The sequence below is a fragment of the Bacillus sp. FSL K6-2944 genome (assembly GCF_038005385.1).
GTDB lineage: Bacteria > Bacillota > Bacilli > Bacillales > Bacillaceae_G > Bacillus_A > Bacillus_A cereus.
On record NZ_JBBOTE010000003.1, the window covers coordinates 352,501 to 370,000 of the forward strand.

A 17,500-nucleotide genomic window follows, 5' to 3' on the forward strand; every position below is an offset into this window, starting at 1 on the left:
GAAATTCCAATCGAACCTGGAGATAGCTGGTTCTCCCCGAAATAGCTTTAGGGCTAGCCTTAAGTGTAAGAGTCTTGGAGGTAGAGCACTGATTGGACTAGGGGTCCTCATCGGATTACCGAATTCAGTCAAACTCCGAATGCCAATGACTTATCCTTAGGAGTCAGACTGCGAGTGATAAGATCCGTAGTCAAAAGGGAAACAGCCCAGACCGCCAGCTAAGGTCCCAAAGTGTGTATTAAGTGGAAAAGGATGTGGAGTTGCTTAGACAACTAGGATGTTGGCTTAGAAGCAGCCACCATTTAAAGAGTGCGTAATAGCTCACTAGTCGAGTGACTCTGCGCCGAAAATGTACCGGGGCTAAATACACCACCGAAGCTGCGGATTGATACCAATGGTATCAGTGGTAGGGGAGCGTTCTAAGGACAGTGAAGTCAGACCGGAAGGACTGGTGGAGTGCTTAGAAGTGAGAATGCCGGTATGAGTAGCGAAAGACGGGTGAGAATCCCGTCCACCGAATGCCTAAGGTTTCCTGAGGAAGGCTCGTCCGCTCAGGGTTAGTCAGGACCTAAGCCGAGGCCGACAGGCGTAGGCGATGGACAACAGGTTGATATTCCTGTACCACCTCTTTATCGTTTGAGCAATGGAGGGACGCAGAAGGATAGAAGAAGCGTGCGATTGGTTGTGCACGTCCAAGCAGTTAGGCTGATAAGTAGGCAAATCCGCTTATCGTAAAGGCTGAGCTGTGATGGGGAAGCTCCTTATGGAGCGAAGTCTTTGATTCCCCGCTGCCAAGAAAAGCTTCTAGCGAGATAAAAGGTGCCTGTACCGCAAACCGACACAGGTAGGCGAGGAGAGAATCCTAAGGTGTGCGAGAGAACTCTGGTTAAGGAACTCGGCAAAATGACCCCGTAACTTCGGGAGAAGGGGTGCTTTCTTAACGGAAAGCCGCAGTGAATAGGCCCAAGCGACTGTTTAGCAAAAACACAGCTCTCTGCGAAGCCGTAAGGCGAAGTATAGGGGGTGACACCTGCCCGGTGCTGGAAGGTTAAGGAGAGGGGTTAGCGTAAGCGAAGCTCTGAACTGAAGCCCCAGTAAACGGCGGCCGTAACTATAACGGTCCTAAGGTAGCGAAATTCCTTGTCGGGTAAGTTCCGACCCGCACGAAAGGTGTAACGATTTGGGCACTGTCTCAACCAGAGACTCGGTGAAATTATAGTACCTGTGAAGATGCAGGTTACCCGCGACAGGACGGAAAGACCCCGTGGAGCTTTACTGTAGCCTGATATTGAATTTTGGTACAGTTTGTACAGGATAGGCGGGAGCCATTGAAACCGGAGCGCTAGCTTCGGTGGAGGCGCTGGTGGGATACCGCCCTGACTGTATTGAAATTCTAACCTACGGGTCTTATCGACCCGGGAGACAGTGTCAGGTGGGCAGTTTGACTGGGGCGGTCGCCTCCTAAAGTGTAACGGAGGCGCCCAAAGGTTCCCTCAGAATGGTTGGAAATCATTCGTAGAGTGCAAAGGCATAAGGGAGCTTGACTGCGAGACCTACAAGTCGAGCAGGGACGAAAGTCGGGCTTAGTGATCCGGTGGTTCCGCATGGAAGGGCCATCGCTCAACGGATAAAAGCTACCCCGGGGATAACAGGCTTATCTCCCCCAAGAGTCCACATCGACGGGGAGGTTTGGCACCTCGATGTCGGCTCATCGCATCCTGGGGCTGTAGTCGGTCCCAAGGGTTGGGCTGTTCGCCCATTAAAGCGGTACGCGAGCTGGGTTCAGAACGTCGTGAGACAGTTCGGTCCCTATCCGTCGTGGGCGTAGGAAATTTGAGAGGAGCTGTCCTTAGTACGAGAGGACCGGGATGGACGCACCGCTGGTGTACCAGTTGTTCTGCCAAGGGCATAGCTGGGTAGCTATGTGCGGAAGGGATAAGTGCTGAAAGCATCTAAGCATGAAGCCCCCCTCAAGATGAGATTTCCCATAGCGTAAGCTAGTAAGATCCCTGAAAGATGATCAGGTTGATAGGTTCGAGGTGGAAGCATGGTGACATGTGGAGCTGACGAATACTAATAGATCGAGGACTTAACCATATAATATGTAGCAATGTTATCTAGTTTTGAAGGAATATGCCTTCATAGTTTGGTGATGATGGCAGAGAGGTCACACCCGTTCCCATACCGAACACGGAAGTTAAGCTCTCTAGCGCCGATGGTAGTTGGGACCTTGTCCCTGTGAGAGTAGGACGTCGCCAAGCAACTAAAAACACAAGTCATTTGACTTGTGTTTTTTTATTTCCCATGAAATAGATTTGGTTCCATTAATAAAAAATTTGAAATATAGTAAGGGATTTTTTGAGCAGAAATACTTAGAAATTGATAAATAAATGGATAATCTTCAGAACCATAACTTCCAAGTAAGTCATACCACCAATCTGTTTCATATCTAGAAATCATGCTTAAATTATAGAGCAATAAATAATGAATGAGGAGTTCAGGTAATATTGGCTTAGGATTTCTAGGGTCAGTCGTAAGTGGCAAATAATAAGTATTAGTAAGATGTTCATAGTATAAAGGAGTACTGTACATAGGATTCCATGATTGAATAGGCGCTGTAAAAAGTAAATTCGATTCATTAGTCTTCTCAGGTACGTGTTGTATTGATAAATGCTTACAAGATGTTTCAATGTAACGAGAAAATCTCTCTTTAGTCATATGTAATCGATCTAGTAGGTTGACTGAAAAGGAGAGCTCATTTTTAATTGTTGAATCAATTTTATATAAAGTTGATCCTTTTTGACTATAACGAAATAAATTTTGTAATTCTGGAATATTTCCCATTAGTTCTAACATGTTAAATTTTTCTGCTTCTAAGTGTTTCATGTGAAACAGTTGTTCTGCAACATGAGTAAACAATCCGTTTTTTTGTACCTTCACCTCATCTTCTAAAAATTGATACCCTTGTTTTTTTCGTTTGCGAGTTGTAACGCCATGAGCTAAAACAGTAGTGGATTCAGGATAGTTAGGGTCAATAGTTAGTAGGCATGCTTTAAACAGTTGACTAATTCCATAAAATAACAACATTGGTTGAATGGAAAATGGAGCTGTCTTATATAATTCATAATAATTTTTCCCGTGTTCTAAGTAATAAATAAAGGGATAACAATTTTCAAAACTTTTTTTTTCTGCATCCTGAATAGAGGATTTTTCATAACAACGGGCAAGATAACGTTGTACGTTTTGAGATGAAAAAAAGAAACTTAACTGCTGCCAAGTACAAGATGTTTGATGCATATATTACGCTCCTTTTATTGTCTAAAAATTCTAACATATATATACGTCCTTGACAGTATTTTAACCAATTGATAAGCTACTAATAATAATTTCTGGTATCATAGGGGGAACAATTATGTGGGAATCTAAATTTGTTAAAGAAGGTTTGACTTTTGATGATGTATTACTTGTACCAGCTAGGTCAGATATATTACCAAGAGAAGTAAGTGTTAAAACAGTTTTATCTGAAAGCTTACAGCTAAACATCCCGTTAATTAGTGCAGGAATGGATACAGTAACAGAAGCTGACATGGCTATTGCAATGGCTCGCCAAGGTGGTTTAGGAATTATTCATAAGAATATGTCTATTGAGCAACAAGCAGAGCAAGTTGATAAAGTAAAGCGCTCTGAAAGCGGCGTTATTTCAGATCCTTTCTTCTTAACTCCAGAACATCAAGTATATGATGCAGAACATCTTATGGGAAAATATCGTATCTCAGGTGTACCGGTTGTAAATAATTTAGATGAGCGAAAATTAGTTGGTATTATTACAAACCGTGATATGCGCTTCATCCAAGACTACTCAATCAAAATTTCTGACGTAATGACAAAAGAACAATTAATTACAGCTCCAGTTGGTACTACACTGGAAGAAGCTGAAAAGATCCTACAAAAGTATAAAATTGAAAAACTCCCTCTTGTTGATAATAACGGTGTATTACAAGGGCTTATTACAATAAAAGATATTGAAAAAGTAATTGAATTCCCAAACTCTGCTAAGGATAAGCAAGGACGCTTATTAGTTGGAGCAGCAGTTGGTGTAACAGCGGATGCTATGCTTCGCATCGATGCATTAGTAAAAGCTAGTGTAGATGCAATTGTACTTGATACAGCACATGGACATTCTAAAGGTGTTATTGATAAGGTAAAAGAAGTTCGTGCTAAATACCCATCACTAAATATTATCGCTGGAAATGTTGCTACTGCTGAAGCAACGAAAGCATTAATTGAAGCTGGTGCAAACGTAGTTAAAGTTGGTATTGGACCAGGTTCTATTTGTACAACACGCGTTGTAGCCGGTGTTGGTGTACCACAATTAACTGCAGTTTATGATTGTGCAACAGAAGCTCGTAAACACGGTATTCCAGTTATTGCTGATGGTGGTATTAAGTACTCTGGTGATATGGTGAAAGCTTTAGCGGCAGGAGCACATGTTGTTATGCTAGGTAGCATGTTTGCAGGTGTTGCAGAAAGCCCTGGAGAAACTGAAATTTACCAAGGTCGTCAATTTAAAGTGTATCGTGGTATGGGTTCTGTCGGTGCGATGGAAAAAGGAAGTAAAGATCGTTACTTCCAAGAAGGTAATAAAAAGCTTGTCCCAGAAGGTATTGAAGGACGAGTGCCATATAAAGGACCTTTAGCAGATACAGTTCACCAATTAGTTGGTGGCTTACGTGCAGGTATGGGATATTGCGGAGCACAGGATTTAGAATTCTTACGCGAAAATGCACAATTCATTCGTATGTCAGGTGCTGGCTTACGTGAAAGTCATCCTCATCACGTACAAATTACAAAAGAGGCTCCAAACTACTCATTATAATGTCTTATATACAAATAGACAGAGATTTGATATCTCTGTCTATTTTTTTTTGATTATGTTAGAATAACGGTTATGTGAGTACATAGATATTGGGGGTAGCAAAAGTGAAAGGTATGTTTTGCAAAAGATTCATTGCTTTGGTAACAGTGCTTACACTAGCTTGTAGCATTTTTATGCCATATAGCAATGCATCAGCTGAAACAGGAGCCGCTTTAAACATTGAAGCAGGTGCGGCAATTTTAGTAGAAGCGAATTCTGGGAAAATTTTATATCAAAAGAATGCAGATGAATTATTATCCATTGCTAGTATGACAAAGATGATGAGTGAATATTTAGTTCACGAAGCAGTGGATAAAGGAAAACTTAAGTGGGACCAGAAAATTAAGGTTTCTGAATATGCATATAAGGTTTCACAAGATGCTTCATTATCAAATGTTGCATTAGAAAATGGTGGCTCTTATACAGTAAAAGAGTTATACGAAGCAATGGCAATCTTTTCTGCAAATGGTGCAACAATTGCATTAGCAGAAGCAATTGCAGGTAAAGAAGTAGACTTCGTAAAAATGATGAATGACAAATCGAAAGAACTAGGGTTAAAAAATTATAAATTTGTCAATTCTACAGGTTTAACGAATAAAGATTTAAAGGGAATGCATCCTGAAGGAACAACAGCGGATGAAGAAAATAAAATGTCTGCAAAGGATGTTGCAACTTTAGCACAACATTTAATTAAAGATTATCCAAAAGTGTTAGATACAGCAAAAATCCCTAAAAAAGAATTCCGTCCAGAAAAAGAGAAGTTTGGAATGTCGAACTGGAACTGGATGTTAAAGGGCTTAGTTAAAGAATATGATGGCGTAGATGGCCTAAAAACAGGCTCAACTCCAGAAGCAGGAGATTGCTTCACTGGTACGGTTGAAAGAAACGGAATGCGTTTTATTTCTGTAGTTATTAAAACAAGTTCTCATACAGCACGTTTTGATGAAACAAAGAAGCTATATGATTATGGATTTGCTAACTTTGAAGTGAAACAAATGTATAAAAAAGGTTCTTCAGTAAAAGGACAAGAAACAGTACGAGTAGAAAATGCGAAAGATAAAGATGTAGCAGTTCAAACGAAACAAGCTATTTCACTTCCAGTGCCAAAAGGAAGTAAAGATGTTTATAAAACAGAATTAAAAGAATCAAGTAAGGGACAAGAAGCACCTATTAAAAAGGGAGCTGCGCTTGGTCAAATGGTAATTACGCCAAAAGATACAAACGACCCTGGATTTTTAACTGGTAAGTCACTGCAAGTGGATCTTGTAACGACATCTGAAGTAGAAGAAGCAAACTGGTTTACTCGTGCTATGCGCGGAATTGGTTCATTCTTTAGTGGTATGTGGAATAGTGCTGTTGATACAGTAAAAGGTTGGTTTTAAAAGCTCCTCACGATAGGAGCTTTTTTTTATTCCTATTTTTCATACCGACTTTATGAAAAAGTAGTAGACAAGCATCTGATAGTTAGTGGTAGAATGTAAGAGTATTCTTAATTTTCGCCTTTAACGGGGGAAAGCAATTCACCTAGGGGGGTTTTTGTACATGACAAATGTAACAGGGACAGAACGTGTAAAACGTGGAATGGCAGAAATGCAAAAAGGCGGCGTTATTATGGACGTAGTTAACGCTGAACAAGCAAAAATTGCAGAAGAGGCAGGCGCAGTTGCCGTTATGGCATTAGAGCGTGTACCAGCAGATATTCGTGCAGCAGGTGGCGTTTCTCGTATGGCAGACCCAACAATTGTTGAAGAAGTTATGGGTGCGGTGTCAATTCCGGTTATGGCAAAATGCCGTATCGGTCACCTTGTAGAAGCACGTGTATTAGAATCATTAGGGGTAGACTATATCGATGAGAGTGAAGTATTAACTCCTGCTGATGAAGTATACCATTTAAATAAACGTGATTACACAGTTCCATTTGTATGTGGTTGCCGTGATATCGGAGAAGCTGCACGTCGTATTGCAGAAGGTGCATCTATGCTTCGTACAAAAGGTGAACCAGGAACAGGAAACATTGTAGAGGCAGTGCGTCATATGCGCCAAGTCAATGCAGAAATCCGTCAAGTTGCGAGTCTACGTGAAGATGAGTTAATGACATATGCAAAAAATACTGGCGCTCCTTACGAAGTATTACTTGAAATTAAACGTCTTGGTCGCTTACCAGTTGTAAACTTTGCGGCAGGTGGTGTAGCAACACCAGCAGATGCAGCATTAATGATGCAACTTGGTGCTGATGGGGTATTTGTTGGATCTGGTATCTTTAAATCAGAAAACCCAGAGAAATTTGCACGTGCAATTGTTGAAGCAACGACTCATTATGAAGATTACGAACTAATTGCAAGCCTTTCTAAAGGATTAGGTAATGCAATGAAGGGTGTCGAAATTTCAACGTTATTACCAGAACAACGCATGCAAGAGCGTGGATGGTAATTAAAGGAGAACTTTAAAATGGTGAAAATCGGTGTACTAGGTCTTCAAGGTGCAGTTCGTGAGCATGTAAAATCAGTTGAAGCAAGTGGTGCAGAAGCTGTTGTTGTAAAGCGTATAGAGCAACTTGAAGAGATTGATGGTCTTATTTTACCGGGCGGTGAAAGTACAACAATGCGCCGTCTTATTGATAAGTATGCTTTCATGGAACCACTTCGTACATTTGCAAAGTCTGGTAAACCAATGTTTGGTACATGTGCAGGGATGATTCTTCTTGCGAAAACACTTATTGGCTATGAAGAAGCACATATTGGGGCTATGGATATTACAGTTGAGCGTAATGCGTTCGGACGCCAAAAGGATAGTTTTGAGGCTGCGCTTTCAATTGAAGGCGTGGGTGAAGACTTCGTTGGTGTATTTATCCGTGCGCCGTATGTTGTAGAAGTAGCTGATAATGTTGAAGTGCTTTCTAAACATGGTGACCGAATGGTAGCGGTAAGACAAAAACAGTTTTTAGCTGCTTCATTCCATCCGGAATTAACAGATGATCATCGTGTAACAGCATACTTTGTTGAAATGGTAAAAGAAGCGAAAATGAAAAAAGTTGTATAAGTAACTTGCAACTTGTATAAGATTATAGTAAATTGATGGTAACAATTTTATAAAATAAGCGTGTTGATAGGAAATAGTAACAAATGTCGTTTCTTATAGAGAGTCGATGGTTGGTGGAAATCGATAGAAACAGTTTGTGAATCCATCCTGGAATGGAATGTGGAATATCTTTTGGATTAGTAAGCATTCCCGGTGAAGAGCCGTTATTTCTACTTGAGAGGAAAGCGGTAATGCTTTCAACTAGGGTGGCAACGCGGGTTAACTCCCGTCCCTTTATATAGGGACGGGAGTTTTTTGTGTTTTATAAAATAAAAGGAGGAGTATACAATGCTTGATATTAAATTTTTACGTACAAACTTTGAAGAAGTAAAAGCGAAATTACAGCATAGAGGCGAAGATTTAACTGATTTTGGTCGTTTTGAAGAATTGGATACGAGAAGAAGAGAACTACTTGTTCAAACAGAGGAACTAAAAAGTAAACGTAACGAAGTATCTCAACAAATCTCTGTATTGAAGCGTGAAAAGAAAGATGCAGAAGCTCTAATTTTAGAAATGCGTGAAGTTGGAGAAAAAGTAAAGGATCTTGATAACGAACTTCGTACAGTTGAAGAAGACTTAGAAAGATTAATGTTATCTATTCCAAATATCCCTCATGAATCTGCTCCAGTTGGTGAAACAGAGGATGATAATGTAGTAGCACGTACTTGGGGAGAAGTGAAAGAATTTACTTATGAGCCAAAACCACATTGGGATCTTGCTACTGATTTAGGAATTTTAGATTTTGAACGCGCTGGGAAAGTAACAGGAAGCCGCTTCGTATTCTACAAAGGTGCTGGTGCAAGATTAGAGCGTGCTTTAATTAGCTTTATGCTTGATCTTCATACTGATGAGCATGGATATGAAGAAGTATTACCTCCATATATGGTAAACCGTGCAAGTATGACAGGAACAGGACAACTTCCAAAGTTTGAAGAAGATGCATTCCGTATTGAAAGTGAAGATTACTTCTTAATTCCAACAGCTGAAGTACCTGTAACGAATATGCATCGTGATGAGATTTTAAATAAAGAGCAATTGCCTATAAGATATGCTGCATTTAGCTCTTGCTTCCGTTCTGAAGCAGGTTCAGCTGGACGTGATACACGTGGTTTAATTCGCCAGCATCAGTTTAATAAAGTAGAGCTTGTGAAGTTCGTAAAACCAGAAGATTCTTATGAAGAGTTAGAAAAGTTAACAAATGATGCAGAACGCGTGTTACAATTATTAGAGTTGCCATATCGCGTTATGAGCATGTGCACAGGCGATTTAGGATTTACAGCAGCGAAGAAATACGATATTGAAGTATGGATTCCAAGCTATGGCACATATCGTGAAATTTCTTCTTGTAGTAATTTTGAAGCTTTCCAAGCGAGACGTGCAAATATCCGTTTCCGCCGTGAACCAAATGGAAAACCAGAACATGTTCATACATTAAATGGATCTGGTCTTGCAATTGGACGTACGGTTGCAGCTATTTTAGAGAACTACCAACAAGAAGATGGTACAATTATAATTCCAGAAGTTCTTCGCCCTTATATGGGAGGAAAAACAGTTATTAAGTAAATTTAAACATTCATCGGTATGAGTGATTGGTAATTATGAGCGTTGTCAGTACTGTAATGTAGGAAGGGGAAAGTAAAATTTTCCTTTCCTCATAATTTATTTTAGTAGGGTTGACTAACTGTTTTTCTTTTGATATTATATTTGATGTCAATATGGAGGTATACCCAAGTCTGGCTGAAGGGATCGGTCTTGAAAACCGACAGGCGGCGAGAGTCGCGCGGGGGTTCGAATCCCTCTACCTCCTCCAGATATAATTGACAACAGCGCATATAAGTGGAGATTGGAGAACTCGTTACCAACACGTAACGAGTTTTTATTTTAAAACCAATCATAAAGTATGGTGTAAGGTAATTTTGTCCTTATTACACACTCATATTCCGATGATTATCTTCATAGATATGAAAGGAGTCAACATGGATCTTATTATACAAACGTTTCCTTTAGATGGAAAAACTTTATATTATGTACAATGTCCTGTCTGTAAGAACAATAGAATTTTAAACAGTGGTGCAAACGTATCACGCATTATTAGTGATGATACATTCCGTAAACTTTGTGGTTGTACTTGTGATGTAAAACCAGCTACGAGTAAAGTAGAGGCGCCAAAACAAGTTAAAAAAGCAGCTGTAAAGAAAGAAGCAGCTCCAAAACGTACAGGTAAAGTATTAACGGCAGTAATTAACGGGAAAGAAATGACTGTTAAAGAGATTGCTGAAGCATACGATATTAGTACAAGTACTGTTCGTCAGCGCATTAACGCAGGAAAACCTGAGAGTGAAATTATTGCTCCAACAAAGAAGAAGTAATTTAATAGGAAAACCCGTGCATATGCACGGGTTTTTTATTTTACAAGTTTACGTGTTTGTTTTAAAAAATGGCCAATTTTTTTTATGATTGGTTCGATTGAATCACCATCTTTTAAAATATCGTACTCATTAATATTTAAGCGTAATACAGGGCATGAATTAAAGTTGTTAATCCAGTTTTCATAACGTCCATGCATTTCTTTCCAGTACTCAATTGGTGTTTGCTGTTCCATTGGGCGCCCGCGTTCTTGAATACGATCGACAATATCATCGAAAGAACCTTCTAAGTAAATTAATAAGTCTGGATGAGGGAAGTAAGGAGTCATGACCATAGCGTCAAATAAACCTTTGTATGTTTCATAATCAGTTTCCGTCATTGTTCCTTTTTCATGATGCATCTTTGCGAAAATTCCAGTGTCTTCGTAAATGGAACGATCTTGAACAAAACCGCCACCATATTCAAAAATTCTTTTTTGTTCCTTAAATCGTTCTGCTAAAAAGTACACTTGTAGGTGGAAGCTCCAGCGAGTGAAGTCCGCATAGAACTTGTCCAAATATGGATTGGAATCTACTTTTTCAAATGATGTGCGATAACCTAAAGCATTAGCTAATGCAGTTGTCATAGTTGATTTACCCACACCTACTGTTCCGGCGATAGTGATTACTGCGTCATTGGGTATATCATATTTTTGCCTTAAATTCATTATTATTTCGACTCCTTTAAGAGAGTATTTTGAAGGGCAGATAGGATAACGTTTAAATCATCAGGATTTTTTACAAAATCCATATCGTCGCCATTAAATTTCAATACTGGTATTTCCGGATGATCTTTTTTAAAAGCATCCATTGCTGTTTCATAATCTTTTGTGAGCTGTAGTAAGTAATTTGGATCCATGTTTTTTTCAAATTCTCTTCCGCGCATGGCGATTCGTTTTTGCAATGTCTCTAGGCTAGCTGTTAAATAAACAATGACATTTGGCACAGGCATATCTTGTGTAAGGATACGATAAATTTGCATGTATTTGTCATATTGAGAGTCTTTTAATGTGCGGGATGCAAAAATTAAATTTTTAAAGATATGGTAATCCGCTACTACTGGTTTCCTTTGATTCAAGTACTTTATGTTAATGTCTTCTAATTGTTTGTATCTATTACAAAGAAAGAACATCTCTGTTTGAAAACTCCATTCGTCGATGTCTTCATAGAACTTTCCTAAAAAGGGATTTTCATCAACAATCTCTTTTAGTAAGTGGAGTTGCATGTGAGTTGAAATTTCCTTCGCAAGTGAAGTTTTTCCAACACCAATTGGTCCTTCAACCGTGATAAATGGTACTCCGGTCACGCTGTTTCCTCCTTTCAATCAGTGATTTACCGTGACTACTAAAAACACAAAACAGAATTATTGTAGCACAAGAGGGAAGCGAGCGGGTTAATTTGATATAAAAAGTTAGAAAATAGATATATGTATTAATTAAATTTTATTTTGGTTGATGATGTTATATTTGCTTTCAATGTAGTTTCCATTATTTTTAAAGCATGTATATTATCTTGGTCGTTGTTAGAGGCGATACAATCCTGTGGTACATACAATTTATAATTTCTCATATGAGCATCATTAGCTGTAAATAGGATACATATATTTCCGGCAACCCCTGTTAATATTAGATTTTCTATTTTTAAATAACCTAGTAATGAATTTAAAGGTGTTTCATAAAAAGCGGAATAATGTGGTTTAATAAAAATGTACTCATCAAAACTTGGAGCAATCTTATGGATTATATTTTCGCTATATTCATTTGTGCAATGAGTAATAAGTTGGTCGATATCAGATCTCCAAAGTTGATAATGGTCATTAACGTAAATTATAGGATAGCCGAAGGATTTCATTTTTTTCTTTAATTGTAAAATAGGGTTTGTTATAGTTTCGCATTTTTTAGCTAGAATGGGTCCGTGGGAAAATTGAAAGTCATTAATCATATCGATAATGAGCAAGGCGGTATTTTTCATATGTAATCCCCTCTCTTTTTTCTTTTAGGGTGGATTGAATTTGTAAAAGTTATCCCCTGTGTAGTAAATGGAAATAAGTGTACTTTATTTGTAATGAAAGGACTATGTTATGGAACAAGATCAAGATATTTATTTTATGCAATTAGCGATAGAAGAAGCTAAAAAGGCAGAGGAAATACAGGAAGTACCAATTGGAGCAGTTATAGTGTTAGATGGTGAGGTAATTAGTGTTGCCCATAATTTAAGGGAAACTGAGCAAAGATCAATAGCTCATGCTGAGTTGCTAGCGATAGATGATGCATGTAAAAAATTAGGGACATGGCGTTTAGAAGATGCAACATTGTATGTAACATTAGAACCTTGTCCAATGTGTGCGGGTGGAATTGTTTTATCACGAGTGAAGCGAGTTGTATATGGTGCAAGTGATCCGAAGGGCGGATGTGCAGGGACATTGATGAATCTTTTAACGGATGAACGCTTCAATCATCAATGTGAAGTAGTATCTGGTGTACTAGAGGAAGAATGCGGTACGTTGTTAACAAACTTTTTTAGAGAGCTTCGTAAAAAAAGAAAAGCAATAAAAAAATTAGAGAAGAATACTGGGAACTAACGTATTTGCATTTTCTAAAGAAACAAGTTATACTGATAATGCCTTTAATGAAGGCAACCGAATATTGGTTTTAACTTTGCCGTGCTAAGCGGGGAGGTAGCGGTGCCCTATACTCGCAATCCGCTCTAGCGAGGCCGAATCCCCTCTCGAGGTTATGTTGCTGTAAGGTCTGCCTTAAGTAAGTGGTGTTGACGTTTGGGTCCTGCGCAACGGGACCCCGTGAACCTTGTCAGGTCCGGAAGGAAGCAGCAATAAGCGGGTCTTCTCGTGTGCCGCAGGAGTGCCTGAACCGAGCTAACTGCTTGAGTAACGCTTATGGTACGTAATCGACGGAGGGTGCACGGCAGTTATATATGTATACAAAACTCACCTGTTATGAAGTGACCTTTGTCAATAGTTTTTCACCCATAATATTTTTCTTGATGGCATACAAAAGCTTCAGAAATAAGATCTATCGACAGTTAACCACTCTGTTATTCGTGGATTGGTTACCTCAGGTTAATGGTTCGTCGTTAGGCTCTTATAATCTCACTGCGTGGATCACACCTTTTCAAATTCTAATAAATAGCTTGTTTATCAGAATTTCAGCCATGCCAGAAGAGGTGAGTCATAGATAGCCAGACCTGTAATTCACTATCTCTGAAGCTCATCTATGCCATCAATTGATACCTTTGGTTTCTAACTATGAATGAATCAATCAACTTCATATCCTTCCCTCTTTATTTTCGGTGAATTTTACCTGTTTCTAATCCCCATATAAAACACCCCAGTTCTCTTGCGATAGCTGTAACGGCAACATTTCTAGGTTTCCCTTGATATATCATGCGATAATATTTTCTTTGTAACCTTTCTACAGCCTGATCCGCATAAGCAATCACTTCGCTTCGTTGCCCTTTTTGTCTTGCTTTCACTCGCTTCGATTTTAATCCGATTGTTCCTTTTACCAACGCATTTGCACATTCTACAAGAGTAGACCTAACGGTCGAATTTCCTTGTTTTGTAATCGAACGTCGACTGATTTTTTCTCCACTTGAGCTTTCGCTTGGTGTCAATCCTACATAAGCCATAAATGCTTTAGCCGTGGGAAAACGAGTGAAGTCTGCAATTTCCACATGAACAGTCATTGCCGATGTTGTATCTATACCTTTTAAGCATCTTAAATTTGCGATTGGTTCTTCGTACCTTTCACGATGAGATAATTCTTCTAATCTCAGACTGAACCGCTCAATTTTATCGACTAGAACATCATACTGTAATAGGTATTCGCCTAACGTTTCTTTGAATAATCCTTGTAGATCAAGATTCTTTAACCATTTCATATAAGCGATTGTCCAGCTTGATTTCCCTTCATACACATAGCCATGCCTTAAAAGGAATGCTTTTATCTGTTGTTTTATTTTTTTCAAAGATGTTTTAAAATCACCTAACATGCGGATATACTCTTTCACGGCAACATCCTCTTCTTCTGGAACATATACTTCTTTATAGGTGCCATTTGCTAAATTAAGAGCAATCATTTTGGCATCGAATTTATCATTTTTAACCATTTTATTTTTTGATGAACTGTACATTGTTGTGGGAGCTAAAATATCACAATCAATTCCATTTTGTTCAAGAAGATTATGAAGTGAATACCCTAAACAACCAGCCTCATATCCAGCTTTAATTTTTATATCTTCACCATATTTTGTTTTCAGTTTCTCAACGAATTTTTTTACGAGAGATACATTTGAAGCACATCGTGCTTCTCTTACAATTTCCCCAGTTGTTCCGTGTAGTGCACATAAGCTAAAACTTTCCTTGTGGACATCCATCCCAATATAGATTATATTTTCCATAGTGGCCTCCTATTATCATAGGGTATAACCCCATTCATAATGTTTTCATTCATTATTATGGGTTAAAATCCCTGACTTGATAATCTAGGAGGTCGCTTCATATTATCTTAATACAAAGGTGAGTTTTTTGTATAGAAAATAACTTTTGGAATCTATAAACAGAATGGGTTATAATAAATGAGATAATAACCTTTGAGGGAGGCCGTATTTTCGTGTCATACCAAGCGTTATACCGAACATGGAGACCGCAAAAGTTCGAAGATGTAGTCGGTCAAAAGCACGTGACAAAAACGTTGCAAAATGCCCTTCTTCAAGAGAAAGTTTCACATGCTTATTTATTTTCTGGCCCGAGGGGAACAGGAAAAACGACAATTGCAAAAGTATTTGCAAAAGCAATTAACTGTGAACATGCTCCGGTAGCTGAACCTTGTAATGAATGTCCTTCTTGTTTAGGAATCACACAAGGATCCATTTCAGATGTATTAGAAATTGATGCGGCTTCAAATAACGGTGTAGATGAAATTCGAGATATTAGAGATAAAGTAAAATACGCTCCAAGTGCTGTAGAATATAAAGTATACATTATTGATGAAGTTCACATGCTTTCTATGGGTGCATTCAATGCGCTTTTAAAAACCTTAGAAGAGCCGCCAGGACATGTTATCTTTATTTTGGCGACAACAGAACCTCATAAGATCCCACCTACAATCATTTCACGTTGTCAGCGCTTTGAATTCCGAAAAATATCAGTGAATGATATTGTTGAGAGATTATCAACGGTCGTGACAAATGAAGGTACGCAAGTGGAAGGTGAAGCATTACAAATTGTTGCGCGTGCTGCCGAAGGTGGTATGCGTGATGCGCTTAGTCTTATTGATCAGGCTATATCTTATAGTGATGAGATTGTTACGACAGAAGATGTATTGGCCGTAACAGGATCTGTTTCTCAGCAATACTTAGGCAATTTAGTAGAGTGCATACGTGAAAATGATGTATCAAGAGCATTGCAAATCATAGATGAAATGATGAGTAAAGGGAAGGATCCAGTTCGTTTTATGGAGGATTTCATTTACTATTATCGTGATATGCTTTTATATCAAACTTCACCACAACTAGAACATATGTTGGAACGAGTAATTGTAGATGATCAATTCCGTAAGTTGAGTGAAGAAATGCAACCGGAAGTGATCTATGAGATTATTCATACCCTTAGTAAGGGACAACAGGAAATGAAGTGGACAAATCATCCGCGTATTTTCTTAGAAGTTGTTATGGTGCAATTGTGTCAACAGTTTATGATGCAAGCAAATGGTACAGATCGTTTGCAAGCAATTATGAACAGGATGCAGCAACTGGAGAAAGAGTTAGAGCAAGTCAAAAAGAACGGTGTGCCAGCAGGTGTACAACAGGAAGTAAGAGAGACACGTGCAACACCAAAACCGGTACGAACAGGAAGTATGAAAATTCCTGTTGGACGTGTAAATGAAGTATTAAAACAAGCGAAGCGTCAAGATTTAGAACAATTAAAAGCTGTATGGGGTGAGTTGTTAGGAAGACTCAAATCATATAACAAAGTAGCGTTTGCCGTTTTGCTTGAAAATAGTGAACCAGTGGCAGCTTCAGATGACACTTACGTTTTAGCATTTCAATATGAGATTCACTGTAAGATGGCGAGCGAAAATCGAGAAGCTATGGATACAGTAGAACAAGCTTTATTTGAATTGCTAAGTAAAAGGTTAAATATGATTGCCATTCCAAAAAGTGAATGGGGTAAAATCCGTGAAGACTTTTTACAACGTGAAGGTGGAGAGTCTGAAGAAAGCCCGGAGAAAAAGGAAGACCCTCTTATAGAAGAGGCAGTGAAGTTAGTAGGGCAAGAACTCATTGAAATAAAAGAGTAATAATAATTAGGAGGAATTAATTATGATGCGTGGCGGAATGGGAAATATGAATAACATGATGAAACAAATGCAAAAGATGCAAAAGGACATGGCGAAAGCACAAGAAGAGCTTGGTGAAAAAACAGTTGAAGGTACAGCTGGCGGCGGAATGATTACAGTTATTGCAAATGGTCACAAGCAAATTCTTGAAGTGAAGATTAAAGAGGAAGTTGTAGATCCAGAAGATATCGAAATGTTACAAGACTTAGTATTAGCTGCAACAAATGATGCACTTAAAAAGGCTGATGAGCTTTCAAACTCTACAATGGGTAAATTTACAAAAGGCTTAAACTTACCAGGTGGAATGTTCTAGGAGGATATTGATACATGCATTATCCAGAACCAATATCAAAACTAATCGATAGTTTTATGAAGTTGCCAGGTATCGGACCGAAAACAGCGGTTCGATTGGCATTTTTCGTATTAGATATGAAAGAAGATGATGTGTTAGGTTTCGCGAAAGCACTTGTAAATGCGAGGCGAGATTTAGCGTACTGTTCTGTATGCGGACATATTACTGATCGTGATCCTTGTTATATTTGTAATGATTCACATCGAGATCAATCAGTTGTTTGTGTCGTGCAAGAACCGAAAGATGTAATCGCGATGGAAAAAATGAAAGAGTATCAAGGTGTATATCATGTGTTACGTGGTGCGATTTCTCCTATGGAGGGAATTGGACCGGAAGACATTAATATCCCGCAACTCTTAAAGCGACTACATGATGAAACGGTACAAGAAGT

At 38.8% G+C, this 17,500-nt stretch carries 15 protein-coding genes, 1 tRNA gene, 2 rRNA genes, 1 other RNA gene and 1 other annotated feature (2 of these 20 running past the window's edge); of the genes, 14 read left to right on the forward strand and 5 right to left on the reverse strand.

Annotated features, from left to right (window positions below):
- Together MHH55_RS28235 and rrf are read left to right on the forward strand one after the other, a co-directional pair.
- Nucleotides 1-2,097 (forward strand): 23S ribosomal RNA (locus MHH55_RS28235) (it extends 825 nt beyond the left edge of the window).
- 48 nt (nucleotides 2,098-2,145) lie between these two features.
- A 5S ribosomal RNA gene (gene rrf, locus MHH55_RS28240) occupies nucleotides 2,146-2,261 on the forward strand.
- Nucleotides 2,262-2,295: 34 nt separating this feature from the next.
- Here the strand turns inward: rrf and MHH55_RS28245 are convergent.
- Nucleotides 2,296-3,297, reverse strand: coding sequence for a YaaC family protein (locus tag MHH55_RS28245; protein WP_000554287.1), 1,002 nt, complete (start codon nucleotides 3,295-3,297; stop codon nucleotides 2,296-2,298).
- Nucleotides 3,298-3,412: 115 nt separating this feature from the next.
- Between MHH55_RS28245 and guaB the strand changes: the two genes are divergently transcribed.
- The 7 genes from guaB (at nucleotide 3,413) to MHH55_RS28280 (ending at nucleotide 10,362) form a co-directional block, all read left to right on the forward strand.
- Entirely contained in the window at nucleotides 3,413-4,876 is a 1,464-nt protein-coding gene (gene guaB, locus MHH55_RS28250; protein WP_000264088.1) for an IMP dehydrogenase, read from the forward strand.
- A gap of 113 nt (nucleotides 4,877-4,989) precedes the next feature.
- Nucleotides 4,990-6,297 carry a D-alanyl-D-alanine carboxypeptidase DacA gene (dacA, locus tag MHH55_RS28255; protein ID WP_124749816.1) on the forward strand — a complete coding sequence of 436 codons (1,308 nt, stop codon included), beginning with the start codon at nucleotides 4,990-4,992 and terminating at the stop codon, nucleotides 6,295-6,297.
- Nucleotides 6,298-6,457: 160 nt separating this feature from the next.
- Entirely contained in the window at nucleotides 6,458-7,345 is an 888-nt protein-coding gene (gene pdxS / locus MHH55_RS28260) for a pyridoxal 5'-phosphate synthase lyase subunit PdxS (RefSeq protein WP_000186165.1), read from the forward strand.
- An 18-nt stretch (nucleotides 7,346-7,363) separates the two neighbouring features.
- Nucleotides 7,364-7,954, forward strand: coding sequence for a pyridoxal 5'-phosphate synthase glutaminase subunit PdxT (gene pdxT, locus MHH55_RS28265; protein ID WP_074555739.1), 591 nt, complete (start codon nucleotides 7,364-7,366; stop codon nucleotides 7,952-7,954).
- Between the two features lie 54 nt (nucleotides 7,955-8,008).
- Nucleotides 8,009-8,230: a binding site (T-box leader), on the forward strand.
- Nucleotides 8,231-8,281: 51 nt separating this feature from the next.
- The gene (gene serS / locus MHH55_RS28270) at nucleotides 8,282-9,556 is read left to right on the forward strand and encodes a serine--tRNA ligase (RefSeq protein ID WP_000884187.1); all 1,275 of its coding nucleotides are present in this window, start codon (nucleotides 8,282-8,284) and stop codon (nucleotides 9,554-9,556) included.
- A 154-nt stretch (nucleotides 9,557-9,710) separates the two neighbouring features.
- Nucleotides 9,711-9,803, forward strand: a tRNA-Ser gene (locus tag MHH55_RS28275).
- Between the two features lie 166 nt (nucleotides 9,804-9,969).
- Nucleotides 9,970-10,362, forward strand: coding sequence for a DUF3797 domain-containing protein (locus MHH55_RS28280; protein ID WP_000364193.1), 393 nt, complete (start codon nucleotides 9,970-9,972; stop codon nucleotides 10,360-10,362).
- Nucleotides 10,363-10,397: 35 nt separating this feature from the next.
- Here MHH55_RS28280 and MHH55_RS28285 read toward each other — a convergent pair whose 3' ends face one another.
- From MHH55_RS28285 to MHH55_RS28295, 3 genes are all read right to left on the reverse strand, one after another.
- Nucleotides 10,398-11,066 (reverse strand): deoxynucleoside kinase, encoded by a 669-nt coding sequence (locus MHH55_RS28285; RefSeq protein WP_001053585.1) that lies wholly within the window; start codon nucleotides 11,064-11,066, stop codon nucleotides 10,398-10,400.
- A 2-nt stretch (nucleotides 11,067-11,068) separates the two neighbouring features.
- The gene (locus MHH55_RS28290; RefSeq protein ID WP_000148218.1) at nucleotides 11,069-11,704 is read right to left on the reverse strand and encodes a deoxynucleoside kinase; all 636 of its coding nucleotides are present in this window, start codon (nucleotides 11,702-11,704) and stop codon (nucleotides 11,069-11,071) included.
- A 125-nt stretch (nucleotides 11,705-11,829) separates the two neighbouring features.
- A complete protein-coding gene (locus tag MHH55_RS28295) occupies nucleotides 11,830-12,369 on the reverse strand; it encodes an isochorismatase family cysteine hydrolase (protein WP_000798724.1) in 540 nt (179 codons plus the stop codon).
- 109 nt (nucleotides 12,370-12,478) lie between these two features.
- Between MHH55_RS28295 and tadA the strand changes: the two genes are divergently transcribed.
- Together tadA and ffs are read left to right on the forward strand one after the other, a co-directional pair.
- Nucleotides 12,479-12,979 (forward strand): tRNA adenosine(34) deaminase TadA, encoded by a 501-nt coding sequence (gene tadA, locus MHH55_RS28300; protein WP_000434329.1) that lies wholly within the window; start codon nucleotides 12,479-12,481, stop codon nucleotides 12,977-12,979.
- A 79-nt stretch (nucleotides 12,980-13,058) separates the two neighbouring features.
- Nucleotides 13,059-13,323: signal recognition particle sRNA large type (ffs, locus tag MHH55_RS28305), an RNA gene on the forward strand.
- 375 nt (nucleotides 13,324-13,698) lie between these two features.
- Here the strand turns inward: ffs and MHH55_RS28310 are convergent.
- Complete coding sequence (locus MHH55_RS28310; RefSeq protein WP_340880263.1) at nucleotides 13,699-14,817, reverse strand: IS110 family transposase; 1,119 nt, start codon at nucleotides 14,815-14,817, stop codon at nucleotides 13,699-13,701.
- Between the two features lie 212 nt (nucleotides 14,818-15,029).
- Here MHH55_RS28310 and dnaX point away from each other — a divergent pair, with 212 nt between their 5' ends.
- The 3 genes in view from dnaX to recR are tightly spaced (at most 25 nt apart) and all read left to right on the forward strand, a layout consistent with a single transcriptional unit that may run on beyond the window.
- A complete protein-coding gene (gene dnaX, locus MHH55_RS28315) occupies nucleotides 15,030-16,718 on the forward strand; it encodes a DNA polymerase III subunit gamma/tau (protein WP_000121587.1) in 1,689 nt (562 codons plus the stop codon).
- A 25-nt stretch (nucleotides 16,719-16,743) separates the two neighbouring features.
- Nucleotides 16,744-17,070, forward strand: a complete 327-nt coding sequence (locus MHH55_RS28320; protein ID WP_014894853.1) for a YbaB/EbfC family nucleoid-associated protein — start codon at nucleotides 16,744-16,746, stop codon at nucleotides 17,068-17,070.
- A gap of 14 nt (nucleotides 17,071-17,084) precedes the next feature.
- On the forward strand, nucleotides 17,085-17,500 hold the 5' portion of the coding sequence (recR, locus tag MHH55_RS28325) for a recombination protein RecR (RefSeq protein ID WP_078187370.1). 181 nt of this gene lie beyond the right edge of the window; only the first 416 of its 597 coding nucleotides appear in the window; it begins with the start codon at nucleotides 17,085-17,087; the stop codon falls past the right edge of the window.